13 protein-coding genes are annotated in these 17,604 nt (G+C 67.0%); 6 read left to right on the top strand and 7 right to left on the bottom strand.

The window, feature by feature from the left end:
- The first annotated feature begins 89 nt into the window (after window positions 1–89).
- Complete coding sequence (locus P12x_RS02880; protein ID WP_435009324.1) at window positions 90–785, top strand: GntR family transcriptional regulator; 696 nt, start codon at window positions 90–92, stop codon at window positions 783–785.
- Between the two features lie 74 nt (window positions 786–859).
- On the opposite strand, the gene P12x_RS02885 is transcribed toward P12x_RS02880, so the two are convergent.
- Window positions 860–1,306 (bottom strand): hypothetical protein, encoded by a 447-nt coding sequence (locus tag P12x_RS02885; protein ID WP_435009325.1) that lies wholly within the window; start codon window positions 1,304–1,306, stop codon window positions 860–862.
- A 336-nt stretch (window positions 1,307–1,642) separates the two neighbouring features.
- Here P12x_RS02885 and P12x_RS02890 point away from each other — a divergent pair, with 336 nt between their 5' ends.
- Window positions 1,643–3,925 (top strand): hypothetical protein, encoded by a 2,283-nt coding sequence (locus tag P12x_RS02890; protein ID WP_435009326.1) that lies wholly within the window; start codon window positions 1,643–1,645, stop codon window positions 3,923–3,925.
- 18 nt (window positions 3,926–3,943) lie between these two features.
- On the opposite strand, the gene P12x_RS02895 is transcribed toward P12x_RS02890, so the two are convergent.
- The 3 genes from P12x_RS02895 to P12x_RS02905 all read right to left on the bottom strand — a co-directional run bounded on the left by P12x_RS02895 (window position 3,944) and on the right by P12x_RS02905 (window position 8,842).
- Window positions 3,944–6,298, bottom strand: coding sequence for a DUF255 domain-containing protein (locus tag P12x_RS02895; RefSeq protein WP_435009327.1), 2,355 nt, complete (start codon window positions 6,296–6,298; stop codon window positions 3,944–3,946).
- A 112-nt stretch (window positions 6,299–6,410) separates the two neighbouring features.
- Entirely contained in the window at window positions 6,411–7,919 is a 1,509-nt protein-coding gene (locus P12x_RS02900) for a Gfo/Idh/MocA family protein (protein ID WP_435009328.1), read from the bottom strand.
- Between the two features lie 299 nt (window positions 7,920–8,218).
- Window positions 8,219–8,842 carry a CGNR zinc finger domain-containing protein gene (locus P12x_RS02905; RefSeq protein ID WP_435009329.1) on the bottom strand — a complete coding sequence of 208 codons (624 nt, stop codon included), beginning with the start codon at window positions 8,840–8,842 and terminating at the stop codon, window positions 8,219–8,221.
- 146 nt (window positions 8,843–8,988) lie between these two features.
- On the opposite strand from P12x_RS02905, the gene P12x_RS02910 reads away from it, so the two are divergent.
- The 3 genes from P12x_RS02910 to P12x_RS02920 all read left to right on the top strand — a co-directional run bounded on the left by P12x_RS02910 (window position 8,989) and on the right by P12x_RS02920 (window position 12,279).
- Window positions 8,989–9,963 (top strand): zinc-binding alcohol dehydrogenase family protein, encoded by a 975-nt coding sequence (locus P12x_RS02910; protein ID WP_435009330.1) that lies wholly within the window; start codon window positions 8,989–8,991, stop codon window positions 9,961–9,963.
- A gap of 23 nt (window positions 9,964–9,986) precedes the next feature.
- Window positions 9,987–10,715 carry a haloacid dehalogenase type II gene (locus tag P12x_RS02915; RefSeq protein ID WP_435009331.1) on the top strand — a complete coding sequence of 243 codons (729 nt, stop codon included), beginning with the start codon at window positions 9,987–9,989 and terminating at the stop codon, window positions 10,713–10,715.
- Between the two features lie 184 nt (window positions 10,716–10,899).
- Window positions 10,900–12,279 carry a dihydrolipoyl dehydrogenase family protein gene (locus P12x_RS02920; RefSeq protein WP_435009332.1) on the top strand — a complete coding sequence of 460 codons (1,380 nt, stop codon included), beginning with the start codon at window positions 10,900–10,902 and terminating at the stop codon, window positions 12,277–12,279.
- 253 nt (window positions 12,280–12,532) lie between these two features.
- Here the strand turns inward: P12x_RS02920 and P12x_RS02925 are convergent, their stop codons facing one another.
- Entirely contained in the window at window positions 12,533–14,362 is a 1,830-nt protein-coding gene (locus tag P12x_RS02925; RefSeq protein WP_435009333.1) for a hypothetical protein, read from the bottom strand.
- Between the two features lie 147 nt (window positions 14,363–14,509).
- Entirely contained in the window at window positions 14,510–15,451 is a 942-nt protein-coding gene (miaA, locus tag P12x_RS02930) for a tRNA (adenosine(37)-N6)-dimethylallyltransferase MiaA (RefSeq protein ID WP_435009334.1), read from the bottom strand.
- Between the two features lie 354 nt (window positions 15,452–15,805).
- Here miaA and P12x_RS02935 point away from each other — a divergent pair, with 354 nt between their 5' ends.
- Window positions 15,806–15,994: a hypothetical protein gene (locus P12x_RS02935; protein WP_435009335.1), complete on the top strand. Its 189-nt coding sequence runs from the start codon at window positions 15,806–15,808 to the stop codon at window positions 15,992–15,994.
- Window positions 15,995–16,178: 184 nt separating this feature from the next.
- Here the strand turns inward: P12x_RS02935 and P12x_RS02940 are convergent, their stop codons facing one another.
- Window positions 16,179–17,591, bottom strand: coding sequence for a hypothetical protein (locus P12x_RS02940; RefSeq protein ID WP_435009336.1), 1,413 nt, complete (start codon window positions 17,589–17,591; stop codon window positions 16,179–16,181).
- Window positions 17,592–17,604: the final 13 nt, after the last annotated feature.

Here is a 17,604-nt window from a genome sequence, read left to right on the forward strand (position 1 = left end):
CAGGCGGTTTGACATGCAGCTGGTATACCAGTAAGATCGTGCCAGCGTATCGAAGTTTTCCGGCTGATTCAATGGGTGAGTTTCCCGTCATGGCGAACGACGCCCCGGTCTCGACGATGGACGCGCCTTCCTCCTCCAACGGGCGAGCCTCGGCCTCGCTCAAGGAGCGGGCTTACTCCGAATTGAAGCGGCGGATCCTCGAAGGCCAGCTCTCGCCCGGCAAGTTGCTCTCCGAGCGTCAGCTCGCCGGCGAATTGAAGATGAGCAAGACGCCGGTCCATGCCGCCCTGGAGCGGCTGGAGTCGGAGGGCCTGGTCTCGGTCGCGGCCCAGCAGGGGATCGTGGTCCGCGAGGTCTCGCCGCAGGACATGGGGGACCACTTCGAGATCCGCGAGGCCCTCGAACCGTTCGTCGTGGCCAAGCTCGCCGGGCGATTGACCGGCGATCAGATCGGTCGGCTGGAGCGGAATCTCCTCGAGAACCGCCGAGCGGTCCGGGAGGGGGATGTCGCGGGCAACGTCCGGCTCGACGCCGAATTCCACCTCCTGCTCTGCGAGTTCCTCGGCAACCGGGAGATCGAGCGGGTGATGGGCCAGATCCGCGAGCGAGCCCACGGCGTGATCCACCACATCTCATCCCGCCACCCTCGACGGATGGCCGGCTCCCTGGCCGAGCACCAGGCGATCACCGATGCGATCCTCGCCGGAGACTCGACCGCCGCCGCCGGGGCGATGACGCTCCACCTCCGGAACGGCCTCCAGTATCTCTACGACCGCAACTCCTGAGGCGTCGAGCGGTCGTCCGATCGACTGCCAGGTTTCCGGTACCTGATCGGTGGGGAGGAATCGGGACGGGAGGCTTATCTATTCCGCCCGAAGATGCTCTTGTCTCGCGAGTATTTGTGGCATTCGACACAGTTCATGGTGAGTCGGATATAGGACGAGGTCGCGCCGTTGAGGTCGTGCTCCTTGGCGCGGCGACCCAGTTCCTCGGCGATCGAGCTGAATTCGGTGGAGTACTTGATGTACTCCAGATCGGGCGAGATCTTCATGAGTGTGGTCTCTCCGAGGCGCTTCAGCTCGCCGGCGTCGATCGTCATCTTGGCGAAGTCCTCGATGGCCAAAGAGGTCAGCAGTTGATGCGCATATCGCAGCTTCTTCGCCATCGCGGCCGAGAGGGCTTTCCGCTGCTGCTCGGCGGCCTCGCGGGCGTCGGGCTGGTCCTTGGGCTGCTGCGCCGCCCGGACGCCCCCGAGAGAAAGGGCGGCGACCGAGGCGCATAAGAGGATGATCCATGCCGATTTCATCGAGATCGACTCCGCTGGAAGAGGTCCGATGCCACTTCTCGGACGCCTCCGGCCCGATGCGGCTTGCGGGACGAATCGAGAATTTCCGGAGATTTTCATATTGTAATCATGCTTCTGCGATTAACGCAACAATGTCGCGAGTCCTTGCGAATCGCGAGCGAGCCTCTTCTCGGCGGGCGGATCGACGGATGGCGTGACTTCGGGGATTCGACCTCGACACCTCGCAAGGGTTGGCGATTGCCTCGCCTATTCAGGAGAGAAGAGGCGGGGTAGAGTCGAATGTCCGAGAGTTCAGCTCGGCGAATGAACCGCCGTGGATGTTGTCCGAGGTGATCGATGGCGATCGTGTTGACGTGCGAAGGCTGCGGGCGGCGTGTCAAGGTTCCCGATCAGGCCGCGGGCCGGAAGGGGAAGTGCCCGGCGTGCGATCGAGAGATACTCGTGCCGGGTGGGCAGGCCGCCGCCGCACCCTCGCCGGCAAGTCGCGTGGTCGCGACCGCGGACGATGTCGTGCGTGATGGTCGGGCTGACGCGGCCTCGGGCTCGCGGGCCACCGGCGCTCTGGGCGTTGCCTCGCTTGTCCTTGGTTGTCTGGCCCTGCTGATCTCCTGGGTACCGCTCATTGGTTTGCTGACCTGGCCGCTCGGCGGTCTCGGCCTGGTGCTCGGCGCGGTCGGATTGGTCCTGGCCTCGGGAAATCGTCGGAGCGGGAAGGTCTGGGCCTTCGCCGGACTGGGGACCAATGGGCTCGCGGTGGCCGTGGCACTCGTGATGACATTGTTGACAGGACGGGCGCTCCAGGATGCGGCATCGAAGGCTCAACTCGAACTGGCGAAGGGAGGGGCCCCGGTCGCGAACGGTCCGGCCCCAAACCCAACCCCGAACTTCCCCGGGAAACCCGTCGTGGCCCCGGCGGACGGAACTTTCGAGGGGCAGGACCGGAACGGTGACGGCCGCCTCAACGCGGACGAGGTCCCCGAATCGATCAGGGCTCGATTCGCGGAGGTCGACGGCGACGGCAACGGGTACGTCGAGAAGTCCGGATGGGAACTGGCGTTCCCTCCGGCCCAGGGGGCCCCGGCTGGCCATGGGAAGCTGATCGCTCGGCGGATCATCACGGCGGCCGACGATTTCATCGTCGACGTCTGGCACAATGGCCGACGCGTCCCCGAGGACAAGCGGGCGATGGTCGGCGAGAATTTCGGGGCGACCGCCGAGAAGATCGAGGTCGAGGTCCACGAGGGGGACTGGCTGGTCTTCAACGTCGCGAACAACCGGCTCCGCTGGGATGGGGCTTGCTACTTCGGCGCCGCGGGTGTGAACGACGAGGAGCCGAAGATCGGCTTCGCGACCAACCCGGGCGATCCTCGCTGGGCGTACTGCGACGATCCGGGTCAGGTTCCCGCCTTCATCGCCCATCCTCGCTACCTCGCGGGCCAGTCCGCGTTGGCACCGGCGAACCCGTGGTCGGGTGGCGACGGCGAGATGAAGGCCCGGGTTCCCGGGTGGGATGGTCGCCCGGTCTGGGGGCGTGAACGCACGACCTGGATCAAGTTCGTGGCGCTGCCCGGCTTCCCTCCCAGTCGATCGGCCCCGGCCGGTCCGAGCACGGCGGCTCAGCCTGCCCCGACCGATCCCGTCTCAGTCCCGGCCGAGGCCGCCCCTGACGTGGCCCTCAAGGAACGGGCCACCTTCACCGGCCACCCCGCGCTGGCTTATTGCGTGGCCGTCTCGCCCGACGGACGCAAGGTCGTCTCCGGCAGCGCCCCGAATTTCAGCTCGGGCGATGCTCAGGCGGGCGCCGAGACGCTGATCGTCTGGGATCTCGCGGACGGGGGGAAGACCCGAGGCGTGATCCCGATCAAGCAATCGGTCTGGTCGCTGGCCATCACGCCGGACGGCAAGTCGATCATCGTCCCTGTCGACAACGGGCTCTCGGTCTTCGATCTCAAGACGGGCCGGCGGACCTCGGCCCTCCCCGGACCCCCGCAGACCAACGCGATGAGCGTGGCCGTATCCCCCGACGGCAAGATTGCGGCGGGCGGATTCAATTCGAAGCAAATCCTCCTCTGGAACCTCAAGACGGGGAAGGTGCTCCGGACCCTCCGAGGGCACACCGGGGTGATCCTCCGGATGGCGTTCTCGCCCGACGGCCAGCAACTGGCGTCGGGGGACTCGGAGCATAGCGTCCGCCTCTGGGACGTGTCGACCGGCCGAGCCGAGCGGACCCTGACGCCCGAAGGCGACCCGTCGCCGGTGACCTGCGTCACCTACACCCCCGACGGATCGAACCTGGTGACCGTCAGCTCCGCCCGAGGCCCCGAATTCTGGGAGCCCGGGACGGGCCGTCGCCTCCGGACGATCGGAGGCGATGAGGTCCTGAGTTTTCATTCCGTCGCCTTCTCCCCCGACGGCCGACGGATGGGCACGGCCTCCTTCGACCCGCTCAAGATGAGGTCGGCCGTCGTCCTCTGGGACACCGAGACCGGTCGCCGACTCGGCACCGGCGAGGGCGGAGAAGGCCAATCCAATGCCGTCGCGTTCACCCCGGACGGTGGCACCCTGGTTTCCACCATGGGGAATGACATCAAGGTCTGGGACATCCCGCCCGTGCCGTAAACCTGAGATCTTATCTGGTTATCGTCCCTTCACCTCGAAGTTCACCGGCACTTCGAGTGCGGCCGGGGCCAGGCAGGCGCGGTCGGTACAGGCCTGGTATCGGACTCGGAGGACGAGCGTTGCAGGGCCGGGCTTCGCGTCGGGGGCCAGTCGGACTCGGGCGGTGATGCGGGTGGCTTTCTCGTAGACGTTCACCTTTGCCGAACCGTTGGCGGCGAGGGCCTTGGCCTCCCCGTCGGGGTAGTCGATTTCGATCAGATCCGCCTTGGGGCCGGCTCCCAGGGAGAGGCTCGTGGGGATCACGTCTTCGGACCCGGCGGGGTTGGCGTACAGGTGGAAACCCTCCTGGATGGTCAGGGCCAGGGCGACCTCGAACTCGCCGCCGGGCTCGATCGTGGCGGGCTTGGGCTCCGATGCCCTGGCGGTGACGACTCCGGGGGCCCCGGGGAGGGGCGCCGAGGTCTCGTCCTCGGGCTTCGGCGGGCGGGCGTCGAGGTATTCTTCGAGCGCCAGGAGCATCAAGGGGGAGCCCCCCGGCCGGGTGGCCAGGGATGGGGCGAAGGCCCCCAGGGCTCGACCGGCCTCGTCGAGATAGCGGGCCTCGCCGGTCGCGACGCCCAGCTCGACCAGGGACCGGACGGCCAGGCTGTTCGCCCCCGGGATGGCGTTGTCGAACGGGTCCTTGACCCGGGCCAGGAGCGCCTCGTGGTCGCTGGCGGTGTAGAAGAACCCCCCGTCCTCGGGATCGGCGAAGTCGGCGATCATCCGGTCGACCAGCGTCCGGGCCTGATCGAGGGGCTTGGGCTCTCCGGTCGCCTTGTGGAGCCGGAGCAGGGCGTGGGCGAGGAAGGCGTAATCTTCGAGGTAGGCCGGGAGCTTGGCCTGGCCTTCTCTCGCGGTCCTCAGGAGCCGTCCATCGGGGGCCGTCATCAGGTTCAGGAGCGCGGCGGACGCCTTCTCGGCGGCCTGCTTGTAGCGTTTGTCCTTGAGGACGCGATATCCCTCGGCGTAAGCCCCGATCATCAAGGCATTCCAGGACGTGAGGACCTTGTCGTCGAGCAGCGGTGCGGGCCGTTTGTCGCGTACGGCCAGGAGCTTGGCCCGGGCGGGGGCGAGTTCGGCCTCGATGGCCCGGTCGGCGACGGCCTTCGGCTCGACGAGGACGTAGCGGTCATCTTCGAAGTTCGGCCTGGCGTCCAACCCGTAGGCGTGGGCGAATCGGGGGAATTCGGGTCCGAGGATCTTCTCGACCTCCTCGGGGGTCCAGACGTAGGACTTGCCTTCCTCGCCTTCGCTCTCGGCGTCGAGGCTGGAGTAGAAGAGGCCTTCGGGCGATGTCAGGGTCCGCTCGACGAAGGCGAAGGTCGCCTCGGCCTCGGTCTTCCAGCGGGGGTCGCCGGTCGCTTCGAAGGCCAGGACGTGGGCCTCGGCGAGCTGGGCATTGTCGTAGAGCATCTTCTCGAAGTGGGGGACGCTCCAGTCGCGGACCGTGCTGTATCGGTGATAGCCGCCGGCCAGGTGGTCGCGGATCCCTCCTCGGGCCATCGCGTCGAAGGTGGTGAGGGCCATGGCCAGCGGGCCGGTCTCGGGGTCGGCTTCCTGATCGGCCTTCTGGCGTCGGTGCTGGTCGAGGAGGTAGAGGAGATTGGCCGGCTCGGGGAACTTGGGACGCTTGGGACGGGCGGGATCGAATCCGAAGCCGCCGAATTCCGGGTCGAACTGATCCCGGAGGGCCTCGATCCCACCCTGGGCCAGGTCGCGCGAGAGGGGGACTCGGCCGACCTTGGAAGGTCCGGCGGAGGCCCGGCGGACGACTCCGGCCAGGTTGTCGGCGTCTTTCTCGATCGCCGGTCGGTGGTCGCGCCAGGCTTCGGAGACGGCGTTGAGCAGGCCCGAGAAGTCGGCGGGCCGGAAGTAGGTCCCGCCGAAGAAGGGGCGGCCGTCGGGCGTCATGAAGACCGACATCGGCCAGCCGCCGGAGCCGCTGAACGCCTGGACGGCGGTCATGTAGACCTGGTCGACGTCGGGCCGCTCCTCGCGATCGACCTTGATCGCGACGAACCTCGCGTTGATCAGCTTAGCGATGGCGGGGTCGGTGAAGCTCTCTCGCTCCATGACGTGGCACCAGTAGCAGGACGAATAGCCGATCGAGAGGAAGATCGGCTTGTTCTCGGCCTTGGCCCTGGCGAACGCCTCGGGACCCCAGGGATACCAGTCGACCGGGTTGTGGGCATGGAGGAGCAGGTAGGGGCTGGTCTCCTTCGCGAGCCGGTTGGCCGGGCCCTGGGGCCTGAATTTGGGCTCGTCGCCGGGGGCCAGGCCCGACAGGAGAAGCAGGACGGTCGCGAGGAGGGTCGATCGTCGGTGAAGCATCGCGCGGGGCCTCCGCCCTTCGGTTGAGTCGGTCTCCGGTCGGTCGATGGTACGACAGACCGGGCCGAGAGCCAACCGTGGCGGAAAAGTTCGGCGATCGGGGTCGGCCGGATCAGACCGCGGTGAGGTCGGGGACCACGAACGGCTTGCGGTATTCGCGACGCGATAGCCTTTCGGCGGCGTCGGCGAAGTCGCCGACGAAGCGGCCCTTCTCCCCGTCGAGGGTCACCCACGGGCCGCAGGTGGCCTCGGTGGCCTCGAGGTCCACGCCGTTCTCGCTCAGATACCCTCGGCAGCGTTCGAAGGCGTCGGCCAACTCGGCGTTACCGGTGATCGAGGCCCGGATGGCCTCGGGCGAGGATTGCTTCCCGAGCCTGTGCGACACGTTCGCCATGTGGCAGCAGGCCGTCGAGCGATGTCCCTCGATCGACTCGGCCGCCAGGTCGCCGGTCTTCCGGCTCCGGACGCCGGCGAGGAAAGCGGTGAGGTGGGCCATCTCCAGCTCCTTGAAGCTGTCGCCCTTGCCGAGATCCTTGATCTCCTTCCCCTCGCGATCGAAGATCGCGCCGCCGGAGGCGTCGCCCGCGAAGTAGCCCCCCTCGCAGTCGATCACGACGCCGCCGCTCCGACCCCGGAACTTGCCCATCAAGGCCGGGTCCTTGCCGGCGCTCACGTTTCGCACCTCGCAGATGAGCGGAGCCGGCCGGAAATCCAGGAGCGCGATCTGGGTATTCGCCGTCTCGCCGCAGTCATGGAAAGCGAACCGGCCGCCGATGCTCATGGCGCGGGGGGGCGTCCGGTCCTGACCCAGGGCCCATCGGCAAATGTCGATGACGTGGATCCCGTTGTTCCCCATCTCGCCGTTGCCGGTGTCCCAGAACCAGTGCCACTCGTAGTGCAACTGCTTGCGCATCAGCGGTTTGTTGGCGGCCGGGCCACACCAGAGATCGTAATTCAGGGTGCTCGGCGGCGGCGTGGGAGAATCCACGGTCCCGATGCCGTCGCGAGCCCGGTAGACCAGCGCGTGGGCGAAGCGGATCGCCCCGATCTCGCCCCCTCGAAGTCGGTCGAACACGTCACCCAGGAACCCACTCGACCGGTTCTGGGTGCCGACCTGGACCATCCGGCCGTACTTTCGGGCCGCCGCCACCATCTGCTGACCTTCCCAGAGGTCGTACGAGAACGGCTTCTCGACGTAGACGTCCTTGCCCGCCTGGCAGGCCCAGACCGTCGCCAGGGCGTGCCAGTGGTTCGGCAGGGCGACGATCACCGCGTCGACATTCTTGTCGTCGAAGACCTCGCGCGGGTCGTGATACTCGGCGACCTTTTCCCCATGCTTGCCGGCCGCGTCAAGCTCCCGGTCGAGGTGCGCCTGGTCGGCGTCGCAGAGGGCGACGATCCTGGCGCCGGGGATCTCGCGGAGCCGTCCGATGAGCTGGTGGCCGCGCCCTCCGACGCCCCCGACGGCGGTCGTCGACCCCATCCCGATGACCGCGACGTTGACGGTGTCGTTGGGGCCGAACGTCCGAGGCTCGGCGCCGATCGCGAACCTCGGCATCCCCATCGCCAGGCCGGCCGCGGTCGAACCACTCAAGAAGCTCCGCCGTGAGATCGGTTTCATGTCCCTGCTCACCATGGATGTAGGTACTTCGGTGCGTCTGCTCGCCGCCGAGCCCGAGATTGAGCGGATATTCATCGTGGTCGTGTCCGGTCGGCCTTCAGTCCACAGCCTAGCCAGTCGGTCGCGGTTCGTCGACCCACCCGCCCTAGGTCGCCGGTCCGACCCGCTATCAGGCGTCTTCAGTCACCCGTCCGGGGATGCCGGGACGAGTCGTGCTCCGGCTCGTCCCGGCCCCTCCTCTTCGCCGATCGATTCAATCATCCGGGAGGGGAGTGACGGGTCCCAGCCTGGCGACTTCTTCATTCCACGCCTCTTCTGGCGCGGTGCGCCGCCACCTTGGCCCGGTTGCCGCAGATCGCCATGCTGCACCAACGCCGGGCGCGGCCCTTCGTGCGAGCGATGAACAGGAGCGAGCAGGTCGACCCCTCGCACGACTGGATCAGCCGAAAATCTTGATTGCAGATCAAGTCCGTCGTCGCCTCGGCGATCGGTTGAAGTAACTCCTTCGGATCCTCCCATCGGTAGACTTTCCGCAATTGCAAAAGGCATTCGTCATCGGAGCCAGGCCCTGCGACCTCCACTCGTTGGAAGCTGCTATCCCCGGCCAATAGGGCGTTCAGCGGGGCAATCTCCTCGGAGGTCGCGCGGAGTGGTTTCCCCATCCGAGCCGTAATAAACCCTCGCAGCCATCGGCGGAATTCCCTCGCGTCCCGGGCGACTTCGTAGAGCGTATCGCCGTCGAACTCCCTGAACCTTGCCGCGGCCGCTGGTTCGATCGCCCCTGCCAGTTCTAGCCAATCGATCAGGTCTTTCCCGTCGACCAGCCACTCGACCAAGGCCCCCCGAGGCGTGGCTGTCGTGTTGAGGAAGTCGAGCGCCGGATGTTCTCCGACGAAAAATGGGGGCGGTCTGTTCGAGGTCATCGGGGCTCTCGCGATCCTGGGCGACATTTCATTCTAACTTGGAAATTGACCTCGGGGGCTTGCATATCTTTGTAACCTTCGTAGGCTGTGAGTGATGGTTACTTCGTGCGGGCCAGGGAGCGAAGCGTGCCGGAGGAGGGCTTCACATGCGAGCGATTCTCAGGACGGGGTTCGGTGGCCCGGAGAAACTGGTCATCCGGGAGATCCCGGAGCCGGAACCGAAGGACGGCCACGCGGTGATCGAAGTCAAGGCGTTCGGCCTCAATCATGCCGAGTTGCACATGCGGAAGGGGGAGTGGGCCGAGATCGCCGACGTCAGCGGCATCGAGTGCGTCGGAGTCGTCAAGTCCTGCCCCGGTGGCGAGTTCGAACCCGGGACCAGGGTGGCGGCCCTGATGGGCGGGCTGGGTCGGACGATCAACGGCAGTTACGCCGAGTTCACCCGCGCGCCGGTCTCGAATGTGGCGGCCATCGGGTCGGGCCTCTCGTGGGCGGCCCTGGCCGCGATCCCGGAGACCTTCGCCACGGCCTGGACTTGCCTGTTCCGCAACCTGGAAGTCGCCCGGGGGCAGACGCTCCTCATTCGCGGGGCGACCTCGTCGTTCGGCCAGGCGGCCCTCAAGATGGCGGTCAACGCCGGCGCAGTGGTCATCGCCACCACCAGAAGCCTTGATCGGTTCCCGATGCTGGAGGCGCTCGGAGCCGCCCGGGGAGAGGCCGAGGGGCCGGGCCTTTCCGGGAGGATTGCCGAAGCCGGGATGGTCGATGCCGTGCTCGACCTGGTCGGCAACAGCACCATCCTCGATTCCCTGGCGATCCTGCGCCGGGGCGGGCGAGCCTGCCTGGCCGGATGGCTGGGAGGCCTGGCACCGATCGCCGATTTCAACCCTCTGCTGCAGATGGCGAGCGGCGTCTACCTGACCTTCTTCGGCAGCTTCGTCTTCGGCACCCCGGGGTTCCCGCTCTCCGACGTCCCGCTCCGCAAGATCGCCGAGGACGTCGAGGCGGGGCTGTTGGAGGCGAAGCCCTCTCGCGTCTTTCGCTTCGAGGAGATCACCGAGGCGCATCGCGTCATGGAGTCGAATCAGGCCGCCGGAAAACTGGTGGTCGTCCTCGATTGACCTGTTCAGGAAGGAGAGTCAACATGCCCCGCCCCAGCATCCGGGCCGCCGCGCGATCGGGGGACAGGAGGCCTTCGGTCGTCGTCCTCGACGTGAACGAGACGTTGATCGACATCGAAGCGTTGAGCCCCCTTTTCGAACGCGTTTTCGGGGATCATCGCGTCCTGCGCGAGTGGTTCGCCCAACTGGTCCTGTATTCCATGACGACCACTTTGGCCGGCCTGTACGAGGATTTCTCCTCGCTGGCCCGGGGGGTCTTCGAGATGGTCGGGGCGGTCCACGGGGTCTCCGTCGAAGCGACCGACGTGGAGGAACTGCGGGCGGGCTTGCTCACCATGCCCGCCCATCCCGATGTGGAGGAGGGACTGATGGTCCTGAAGCGGGCGGGCTTCCGGCTGGTTACCCTGACGAACTCGCCCCCTGACCCGTCCGGGAAGAGCCCACTGGAGCATGCCGGGCTGGGCGGTCATTTCGAGCGCCAATTCAGCGTCGAGGCGGCCCGAGTGTTCAAGCCGTCGCCGCTCGTCTATCGCATGGTGGCCGAAGAATTGGGCGTGATGTCTTCGGACTGTTGCATGGTCGCCTCCCATGTCTGGGACACGATCGGGGCCCAGAGTGTCGGATTCTCGGCCGGCCTGATCACCCGACCGGGTAATGCCCCCTTGTCGGTGTTGGGGCTGCCCCAGCCGGACGTCGTGGCGCCCGACCTGCCGGCGCTCGCGGCCCGATTGATCGATCGTTGGCGGTCTTGAACAAGCCCTGAGACCGCCCGGGCCGATGGGGCGTCCTCGTCCGAGGCGGACCGGGGCAGGAGGAGGGCGACGGATCGCCCCCTACGGCGAACCTCGACCCTCGCGACCGGATGGTCGTGCCGAATCCATGTCGACCCGCAGGCCTCTCGACTGGGTTGAAATCACCCCGAACAGTGAGGAAAGCATGACGAATCCGGAGAACTACGACGTGCTCGTCCTGGGCAGCGGCGCGCCTGGCAAGCTACTGGCCTGGACGCTGGCTTCGCGGGGGAAACGCACGGCCGTCGTCGAACGGCGGTATGTCGGGGGCTCCTGCCCGAACATTGCTTGCCTCCCTAGCAAGAACGTCATCCAGTCCGCCAGGGTGGCCAGCTACTTCCGCCGCGGCGCTGAGTTTGGGATGGCCCTGGGCGACTGGAACGTCGACATGACCGCCGTCCGCGACCGCAAGCGGAGGATGGTGGAGGGGCTGATCGACCTCCATCTCGAGAAATACCGAGAGAGCGGCGCCGAGCTGGTCATGGGCCACGGGCGTTTCGCCGGGCCGAAGACGCTCGAAGTCGCGCTGAACGATGGCGGGACCAGGACGCTCCGAGGCCAGACTGTCATCATCGACACCGGGTCGCGGGCCCGCATCGATGACATCCCCGGCCTCAAGGAGTCGAGCCCGCTGACTCACGTCGAGGCGCTGGAGCTGGACCGCGTCCCGGAACACCTGATCGTCCAGGGCGGCGGCTATGTGGGCCTGGAACTCGCGCAGGCATTCCGCCGCCTCGGCAGCCGCGTGACGGTCATCGAACGGAACGACTCGCTGATCCACCGCGAGGACCGGGACGTCACCGAGGCTGTCGAGTTGCTGTTCCGAGACGAAGGGGTGGAGATTCTGACCGCGACCGCGGTCGATCGCGTCGAGGGGCGATCCGGCGAGTCCGTTCGCATACACGCGGGCCGTGGTGCGGTCGAGGGGACAGACCTGCTCGTCGCCGGGGGCCGTACGCCGAACACGGGCGGTATCGGACTGGAACTGGCCGGAGTCGAGACGGACGAGCGGGGCCACATCCGGGTGGATGAGCGGCTGCAAACGACGGCCGAGGGCGTCTGGGCGGTCGGCGACTGCGCCGGCAGCCCGTACTTCACCCACATCGGCGAGGATGACTTCCGCGTGGTCCTGTCCAGCCTCACCGGAGGCGATCGCGTGACGACCGGGCGGCAGGTCCCGTACTGCCTATTCACCGACCCCGAACTCGCTCGCGTCGGTCTGAGCGAGCGGGAGGCCCGCGAGCGAGGCGTCGGATACCGCCTGGCCAAGATCCCCCTCGAGGCCGTGTTACGAGCCCGGACGCTGTCCGAGACTCGGGGCTTCTTCAAGGCGCTCATCGAGGAGGAGGGCGATCGCATACTCGGCTTCACCGCGTTCGGCGCCGAGGCCGGCGAGGTCATGGCCGTCGCCCAGGTCGCGATGCTCGCCGGCCTGCCCTACACGACGCTGAGGGACGCCGTCCTGACGCACCCGACCATGGCCGAGGGGCTCGCGGCCCTGTTCTCGACCGTGCCTCGGGGATGAGATCCGAGCGATCAGGAGGGGCCGGAGGCCCAGAAATCCGAGCGATCGCAGAGCTCGGTCGAGCAGGCATACGCGACCGGTTCGGACCCTGACCTCCCGAGGGCCGAAGCGCAGGCTCCGTCCCTCTGCCTCTGCCTCTCCCGCTCGAGGCATGAGGAGGGAGGAACGCCCGCAGTTCTCGTTGCCCTTCCCCAGTCGCGGAGGTAGGCGGAGTAGCCGAGGCGGACCCGGCGAACGCGGGCACGCCTCTCGCTTACTTCGAGGATCGGGGCCGACCGCCCCCGGTGACGGTGGTCGAGAGGACGTCCTCGACCTTGGCCCCCTCGTTCTCCATCTCGGCGTGCGCCAGGAAGGCGTGACAGCCGGCCGGGCCGCTCTCGGTGGCCTGGACTTCCAGGCTCAGGGTGATCGACTGGCCGACGCCCAGGCGGTCGATCTCGGGGAAGATGAACTGGCCGGTCTCGGTGTTGAACTGGAACTCCCCCTTCTCGACGTTGAAGTGGCGGAGGACCTTCAGGTTGGTCGTCAGCTTGCCGCTGAGCTGGAGCCGGGTGGCTTCCTTGGAGCCGACATTCTTGATCGTGATGTCGTAATAGCTCGTCTTCCCGACGTCGATCACTCGTGCCGTCTGCTCGATCACGAGGTCCAGCACGGCGATCCCCGAGACGTCGGAGGAGTGGGTCTCGCTGGCCCGAAGCTCGCCCGAGGTGGCCTCGGCGGTCGCCCGGTAGAGGCCGGGAGTGCTGGTCATGTACACGAAGGAAAGGTCGACGGTCTGGCCAGGCTCGATCTGGTCGAGGGCCCAGAACAGCTTGCGGGTCTTCTTGTCGAACTCGGCCCGGCTGGGCAGGGCGACCAGGCGACCCCCGGCCGAGGGGAGCGCGGCGGCCACCTTGACCATCTTGGCGGGCGAGGTGCCCGGGTTCGTGACCGAGAGCTTGTATTCGATGGTCTGGCCGGTATAGCGGTGCTCCTGCCCGGCCAGCTTGAGGGCCAGCTGGGGCTGGGTAACCTCGATGCTCCGGGTGACCCGCTGGTCTTCGACCACGGTGTTGACGTCGGGGCTCCGGGCCTCGACGGTGCAGGTTTGAGGGCCCCCGGCGACGGTGTCGACCATCAGGGGTTCCAGCTCGATCCGCTGGCCTGGCTTGATCTCGGAGATGGTCTGCTCGACGATGTCGTCGCGGCCCATCCGGAGCCCGCTGGAGAGCTTGGCCTGGACGATCACGTCGCGAGCCGGGCCGGTCCCGGGGTTCCGGACGGCGATGGTGAAGGTGACCTGGCCCCCTTTGAGCTGGCGGCCCGGCGAGGCGACGGCCTCGACCTTGAGCTTGGGCTCCTGGACCGTCGCGCTGGCCTTCGAGCCGGTCTTGGCGGTCACGGTCGCGGCATGCTCGCAGGGGCTAGCCTCCTTGGCGAGCACCTTGAGGATGATCACCCATTCGCTCCCGGCGGCCAGCATCGGCTTCTTCCACCAATAAAGGGCACTGTCAGCCGGGACCGGCGTGGCTTCGGGGGTGCTGCTGACCAGCTGGAGGGCCTTGGGGAGCTGATAGACGACCGAGACGCCCGAGGCATCGGTGTTGCTCTCGTTCTTTACGACCAGCTTGACCACCGACTCCTTGCCCAGGTTGATCACCGGCTGGGCCTGGACGTCGACGGAGAGCTGGACCCGCTGCCTGCCCGGGCTCAGCCGGTCGGGCTGGATCGCGAAGGGGTCGGAGTCGGTCGACGCCGAGGGCGCTCCCGGGGCCGCCGGGGCACCGCCCGAGGCGGGCAGGGCCGGGGGCAGGGGGGACTTCCCGTCGTCGGCCGCCTGGGCCGGCTCGACCTGGTCGTCCACCTTGGCGGGTCCTTCGACAAGGTCGGGCGGAGGAGGGCCGGGGTCGGCCGGGGGCTCCAGGCTTCCGGAGGAGGAGGGAGGCAATGCGGGGGGGACGGCCAGGTCGGGCACGACTCCCTGGGCCTTCGCCCGGGGACCCTGCGCCTGGGTTGTCGACACCCCGACGACGGCGACCAGCATCGCGACCGCCAGGAATGAGGCCCACCACCGGCCTTGGGTCGAGTCGATTCGCCCGATCATGGGAACGGTCCCCTCCTTGGGAACGGGAACGACCTCGGCCGACCCCCTGCTCGCCTCACGGATCCGATCACCCGGCTCCGTGGCTACGCTGCCCGAGCTTCGAAAGAATTGGCGGGTTGATACCAGATCGAGTCTATTGGGGAAAGGTCAGTCCGCAGGGTCGATCTGCTCCGCCAGCCGGTCGGCGGTCCGATCGGGGTCTTCTCCGGACTCGACCGGCCAGGCTCGGACCTCGGCCAGACCTCGGAACCAGGTCGCCTGGCGCTTGGCGAACTGGCGGGTTCGCAACTGAGTCCGGGCGATGGCCCCGGCCCGATCGATCCGCCCTTCGATCAGATCGAGCGTCTCTCGGTAGCCCACGGCCTGGGCGGCGATGAGGCCTGGAGGCCGGGGGGCATCCCAGAGGAGGCGAATTTCCTCGACCAACCCGCCCTGGAACATGGCCTCGACCCGCCGGTCGATCCGCTCGTTCAACTCGGCCCGGGGGCGTTCCAGCGCGAAGACTCGCACGCTGCTCGGCGCGTGTTGACCGTGCTGGACCTGCTGCTCGCTGAGGGTCCGTCCGGTCGTCTCGATCACTTCGAGCGCCCGGATCACCCGTCGGCGATCGTTGGGATGGAGCCGGCTCGCCGTGCGGGGGTCGAGCCCGGCCAGTCGAGCATGAAGGGCCGGGTTGCCCAGTCGTTCGGCCTCGGTCTCCAGGCGCAGGCGTAATTCCAGGTCGGCGGCGGGGGCGTCGAAGAGACCCCGGAGCATCGCCTTGAGATAGAGCGCGGTGCCGCCCACAAAAAGGGCGCGGAGCCCCCGGGATTTCAGGTCGGCCACGACCCGCAACGCCCGATCTCGGTAATCGGCGACGCTGGCGAGTTCCCAGGGATCGAGGACGTCGATCAGGTGATGGGGAATTCCGCCCCGATCCTCGACGGTCGGCTTGGCCGTGCCGACGTCCATCCCTCGATAGAGCGTCATCGAGTCCAGTGCGATCACCTCGGCACCGAGCCGACGCGCCAGGGCGACGCCCACCGCCGTCTTGCCCACGGCCGTCGGACCGGTCAGGTAAGCCGCGCTATGCAAAGAGTTATCTGTCAAGGAACTCGGCCGATCGGTAGCAAGGAGGCCGCCGGGTTCCCACCCGTTGGATCATCCTTGCTCAGCAAGAGGGTAGAACTTGAAGCGATGATTGTCGGATGACTATGTCGTTTACGTGAATATCGTCGGTTTTTTAATGTCCTGGTAGACAAATCGTCCCGATCGACGATACTATCATTGTCCTCCGCGAAAGTTAAGGCCTGCCGAGTCACCTCCGCCTGACGCCACATTCTTTTGGCCCAGGATTTGCCTTTCTCTCGTGCGTCGATTCTTCCCCTCCAAGATCGATCGAGACCCCCCGAGACATGGTGTCTGGGGGCGATCCTTTCCAGCAGCCTCCGATTATCGATCCTCATGCAAACCAAGCTTCCCGAAATCAATGCCTCGGAACTGAAGGCCGTTCGCGACTTCCTGACCGGAACCACGGACGAGGTCAAGATCCCACGGACGACCAAGCCTTCTCAGCAGCACAACCGGGCCGCCGTCCCGGTCCACAACGGAATTATCCGGGCCCGGACCCGGTCGACCAGGACCGGCGTCTGACGGCATACGCGATGCCCGGCGACCTTCGAAAACGAGCAGGATCCCCCGACCCGGCGGAAGTGCGTCCCCCACGAACGACGATCCATGGTTCCCATTACGGGACATGGTGTTCGTTGTTTCCGTGAACGGGAGACGTCGCTTCCTGCTGGCGTATCCGGGATGAACTCGCCCGATCCGGCGAGACTCATAATTCCCAGACACGTCGGCCGCCGAGGAACATCGTCAGGAACCCGTCCTCGCTGACCTTGAGGGTTGGCCCATGGAGCGAGGCGGCGAGCGCAGCCAGGGTCCGGGCCCCTTCGACGGCCCGGGCCACCTTGAGGGTCTCTGGTGCGATCCGGAGGATGGCCCCGAAGGTCAGGAGTCGCCCGTCTCGATCGGTCACCACCGCGCCGTCGATCCCGGCGAGCGCCTCCAGGACCGAGGGATCGATCTCGGTCAGTCCTCGGCCCCTCACGACATGGTGGAGCGACCGCTTCGCCAGCCTCGGCGAGAGGTTGTCGGGATCTTCCGGGTCGTCGATCGCCACTTCTTCGCCGATCCGGTCAGTTGGTGCGATCAGCTGGGAGATCGAGGCGGCCGGATCTCGTAGGACGACGAAGAGCGCCCCCTTGCGGTCCTCTCCCAGATTCAATGCGGCCTGGAAGATCCGGGCGGCCAGGTCCCGGCAACTGGTGGTCCCCACGGCCTTGCACCAGGTCGCGAATTTGGTGGGGATGTCCAGGAGCCTCCACCGGGCGTCGCTGAAGGAGAACGCCAGGTTGCCCCCCGCGAAGACCTTGATCTCCTGAGAAGGGGTGAGCACCAGGCAGATGTGCCCACCATCGCGGGTCGCCCTCGCGTGATCGCAATAGGCTCGCGGGCAAGGACTTGAGGGAGGGGCCGACCCCTGGGTCAGGTTGGCCCAGCGGGAGATATCCACGGCCCGGCCGAGGTCGCCGTGATGGTCAACGACGTAGACGGTCCGGACGCCGTCGCAGAGTCGATGAAACCCCTTGATCGCCGTCAGGCGGACGCCGTACTTTGGCGCGCCTTGGGTATTGCTCCAGCCCGGCAAGGAAGGGTCATTCTCGGTCCCGAGCAGGAGAGCCCCGGTCGAAACCCGACGATTCTCGTAGGTCGAAAGGGCCGCGACCCGCAGGGCCTCCAGCGCCGTGGGAATTCGGACGGCGTTGGGCGGGGCGAGGAAATCGGTCACGATGAAATCTTCCAGGGCGTACTGGAACATCTCGGCCCGCTGGACCGCCTCGGGGTCGAACATCGCGAGGAAACGGTGGTCCAGCACGCGGATGATCGAGTCGATCAGGCGACGCTCGGCGGGCAGGAAGGGGGTGGGGCTTCCCGGGATCAGCAGGTAACGCGATCCCAGCCACTCGATGGCCAGGCCAATCCCATCGGGATCATCCTCGATCCGGTAGCGTTCTCCCTGCTCCAGCACGTCGACCTGGATGAAACTCCGGTCGCCGGCCAGGTCGAGCGAGGCGTCGGGGAAGAAGTGTTCCAGATTCCGCCGGAGGAACATCTGATAGAGGCCAACCACCTTGGAGGCCGAGCCGCCGGTCGTCCGGTCCGAGTAGGTGGTCGTCTCGAGTTCCATGGTGGCTGACTCC

The organism is Tundrisphaera lichenicola (assembly GCF_051175385.1).
Lineage (GTDB): Bacteria > Planctomycetota > Planctomycetia > Isosphaerales > Isosphaeraceae > Tundrisphaera > Tundrisphaera lichenicola.

Excerpts from the sequence above, each read along its gene's own strand:
- P12x_RS02880 (WP_435009324.1), top strand. The coding sequence starts at position 90 with ATGGCGAACGACGCCCCGGTCTCGACGATGGACGCGCCTTCCTCCTCC.
- P12x_RS02885 (WP_435009325.1), bottom strand. The coding sequence starts at position 1,306 with ATGAAATCGGCATGGATCATCCTCTTATGCGCCTCGGTCGCCGCCCTT.
- P12x_RS02890 (WP_435009326.1), top strand. The coding sequence starts at position 1,643 with ATGGCGATCGTGTTGACGTGCGAAGGCTGCGGGCGGCGTGTCAAGGTT.
- P12x_RS02895 (WP_435009327.1), bottom strand. The coding sequence starts at position 6,298 with ATGCTTCACCGACGATCGACCCTCCTCGCGACCGTCCTGCTTCTCCTG.
- P12x_RS02900 (WP_435009328.1), bottom strand. The coding sequence starts at position 7,919 with ATGAAACCGATCTCACGGCGGAGCTTCTTGAGTGGTTCGACCGCGGCC.
- P12x_RS02905 (WP_435009329.1), bottom strand. The coding sequence starts at position 8,842 with ATGACCTCGAACAGACCGCCCCCATTTTTCGTCGGAGAACATCCGGCG.
- P12x_RS02910 (WP_435009330.1), top strand. The coding sequence starts at position 8,989 with ATGCGAGCGATTCTCAGGACGGGGTTCGGTGGCCCGGAGAAACTGGTC.
- P12x_RS02915 (WP_435009331.1), top strand. The coding sequence starts at position 9,987 with ATGCCCCGCCCCAGCATCCGGGCCGCCGCGCGATCGGGGGACAGGAGG.
- P12x_RS02920 (WP_435009332.1), top strand. The coding sequence starts at position 10,900 with ATGACGAATCCGGAGAACTACGACGTGCTCGTCCTGGGCAGCGGCGCG.
- P12x_RS02925 (WP_435009333.1), bottom strand. The coding sequence starts at position 14,362 with ATGATCGGGCGAATCGACTCGACCCAAGGCCGGTGGTGGGCCTCATTC.
- P12x_RS02935 (WP_435009335.1), top strand. The coding sequence starts at position 15,806 with ATGCAAACCAAGCTTCCCGAAATCAATGCCTCGGAACTGAAGGCCGTT.
- P12x_RS02940 (WP_435009336.1), bottom strand. The coding sequence starts at position 17,591 with ATGGAACTCGAGACGACCACCTACTCGGACCGGACGACCGGCGGCTCG.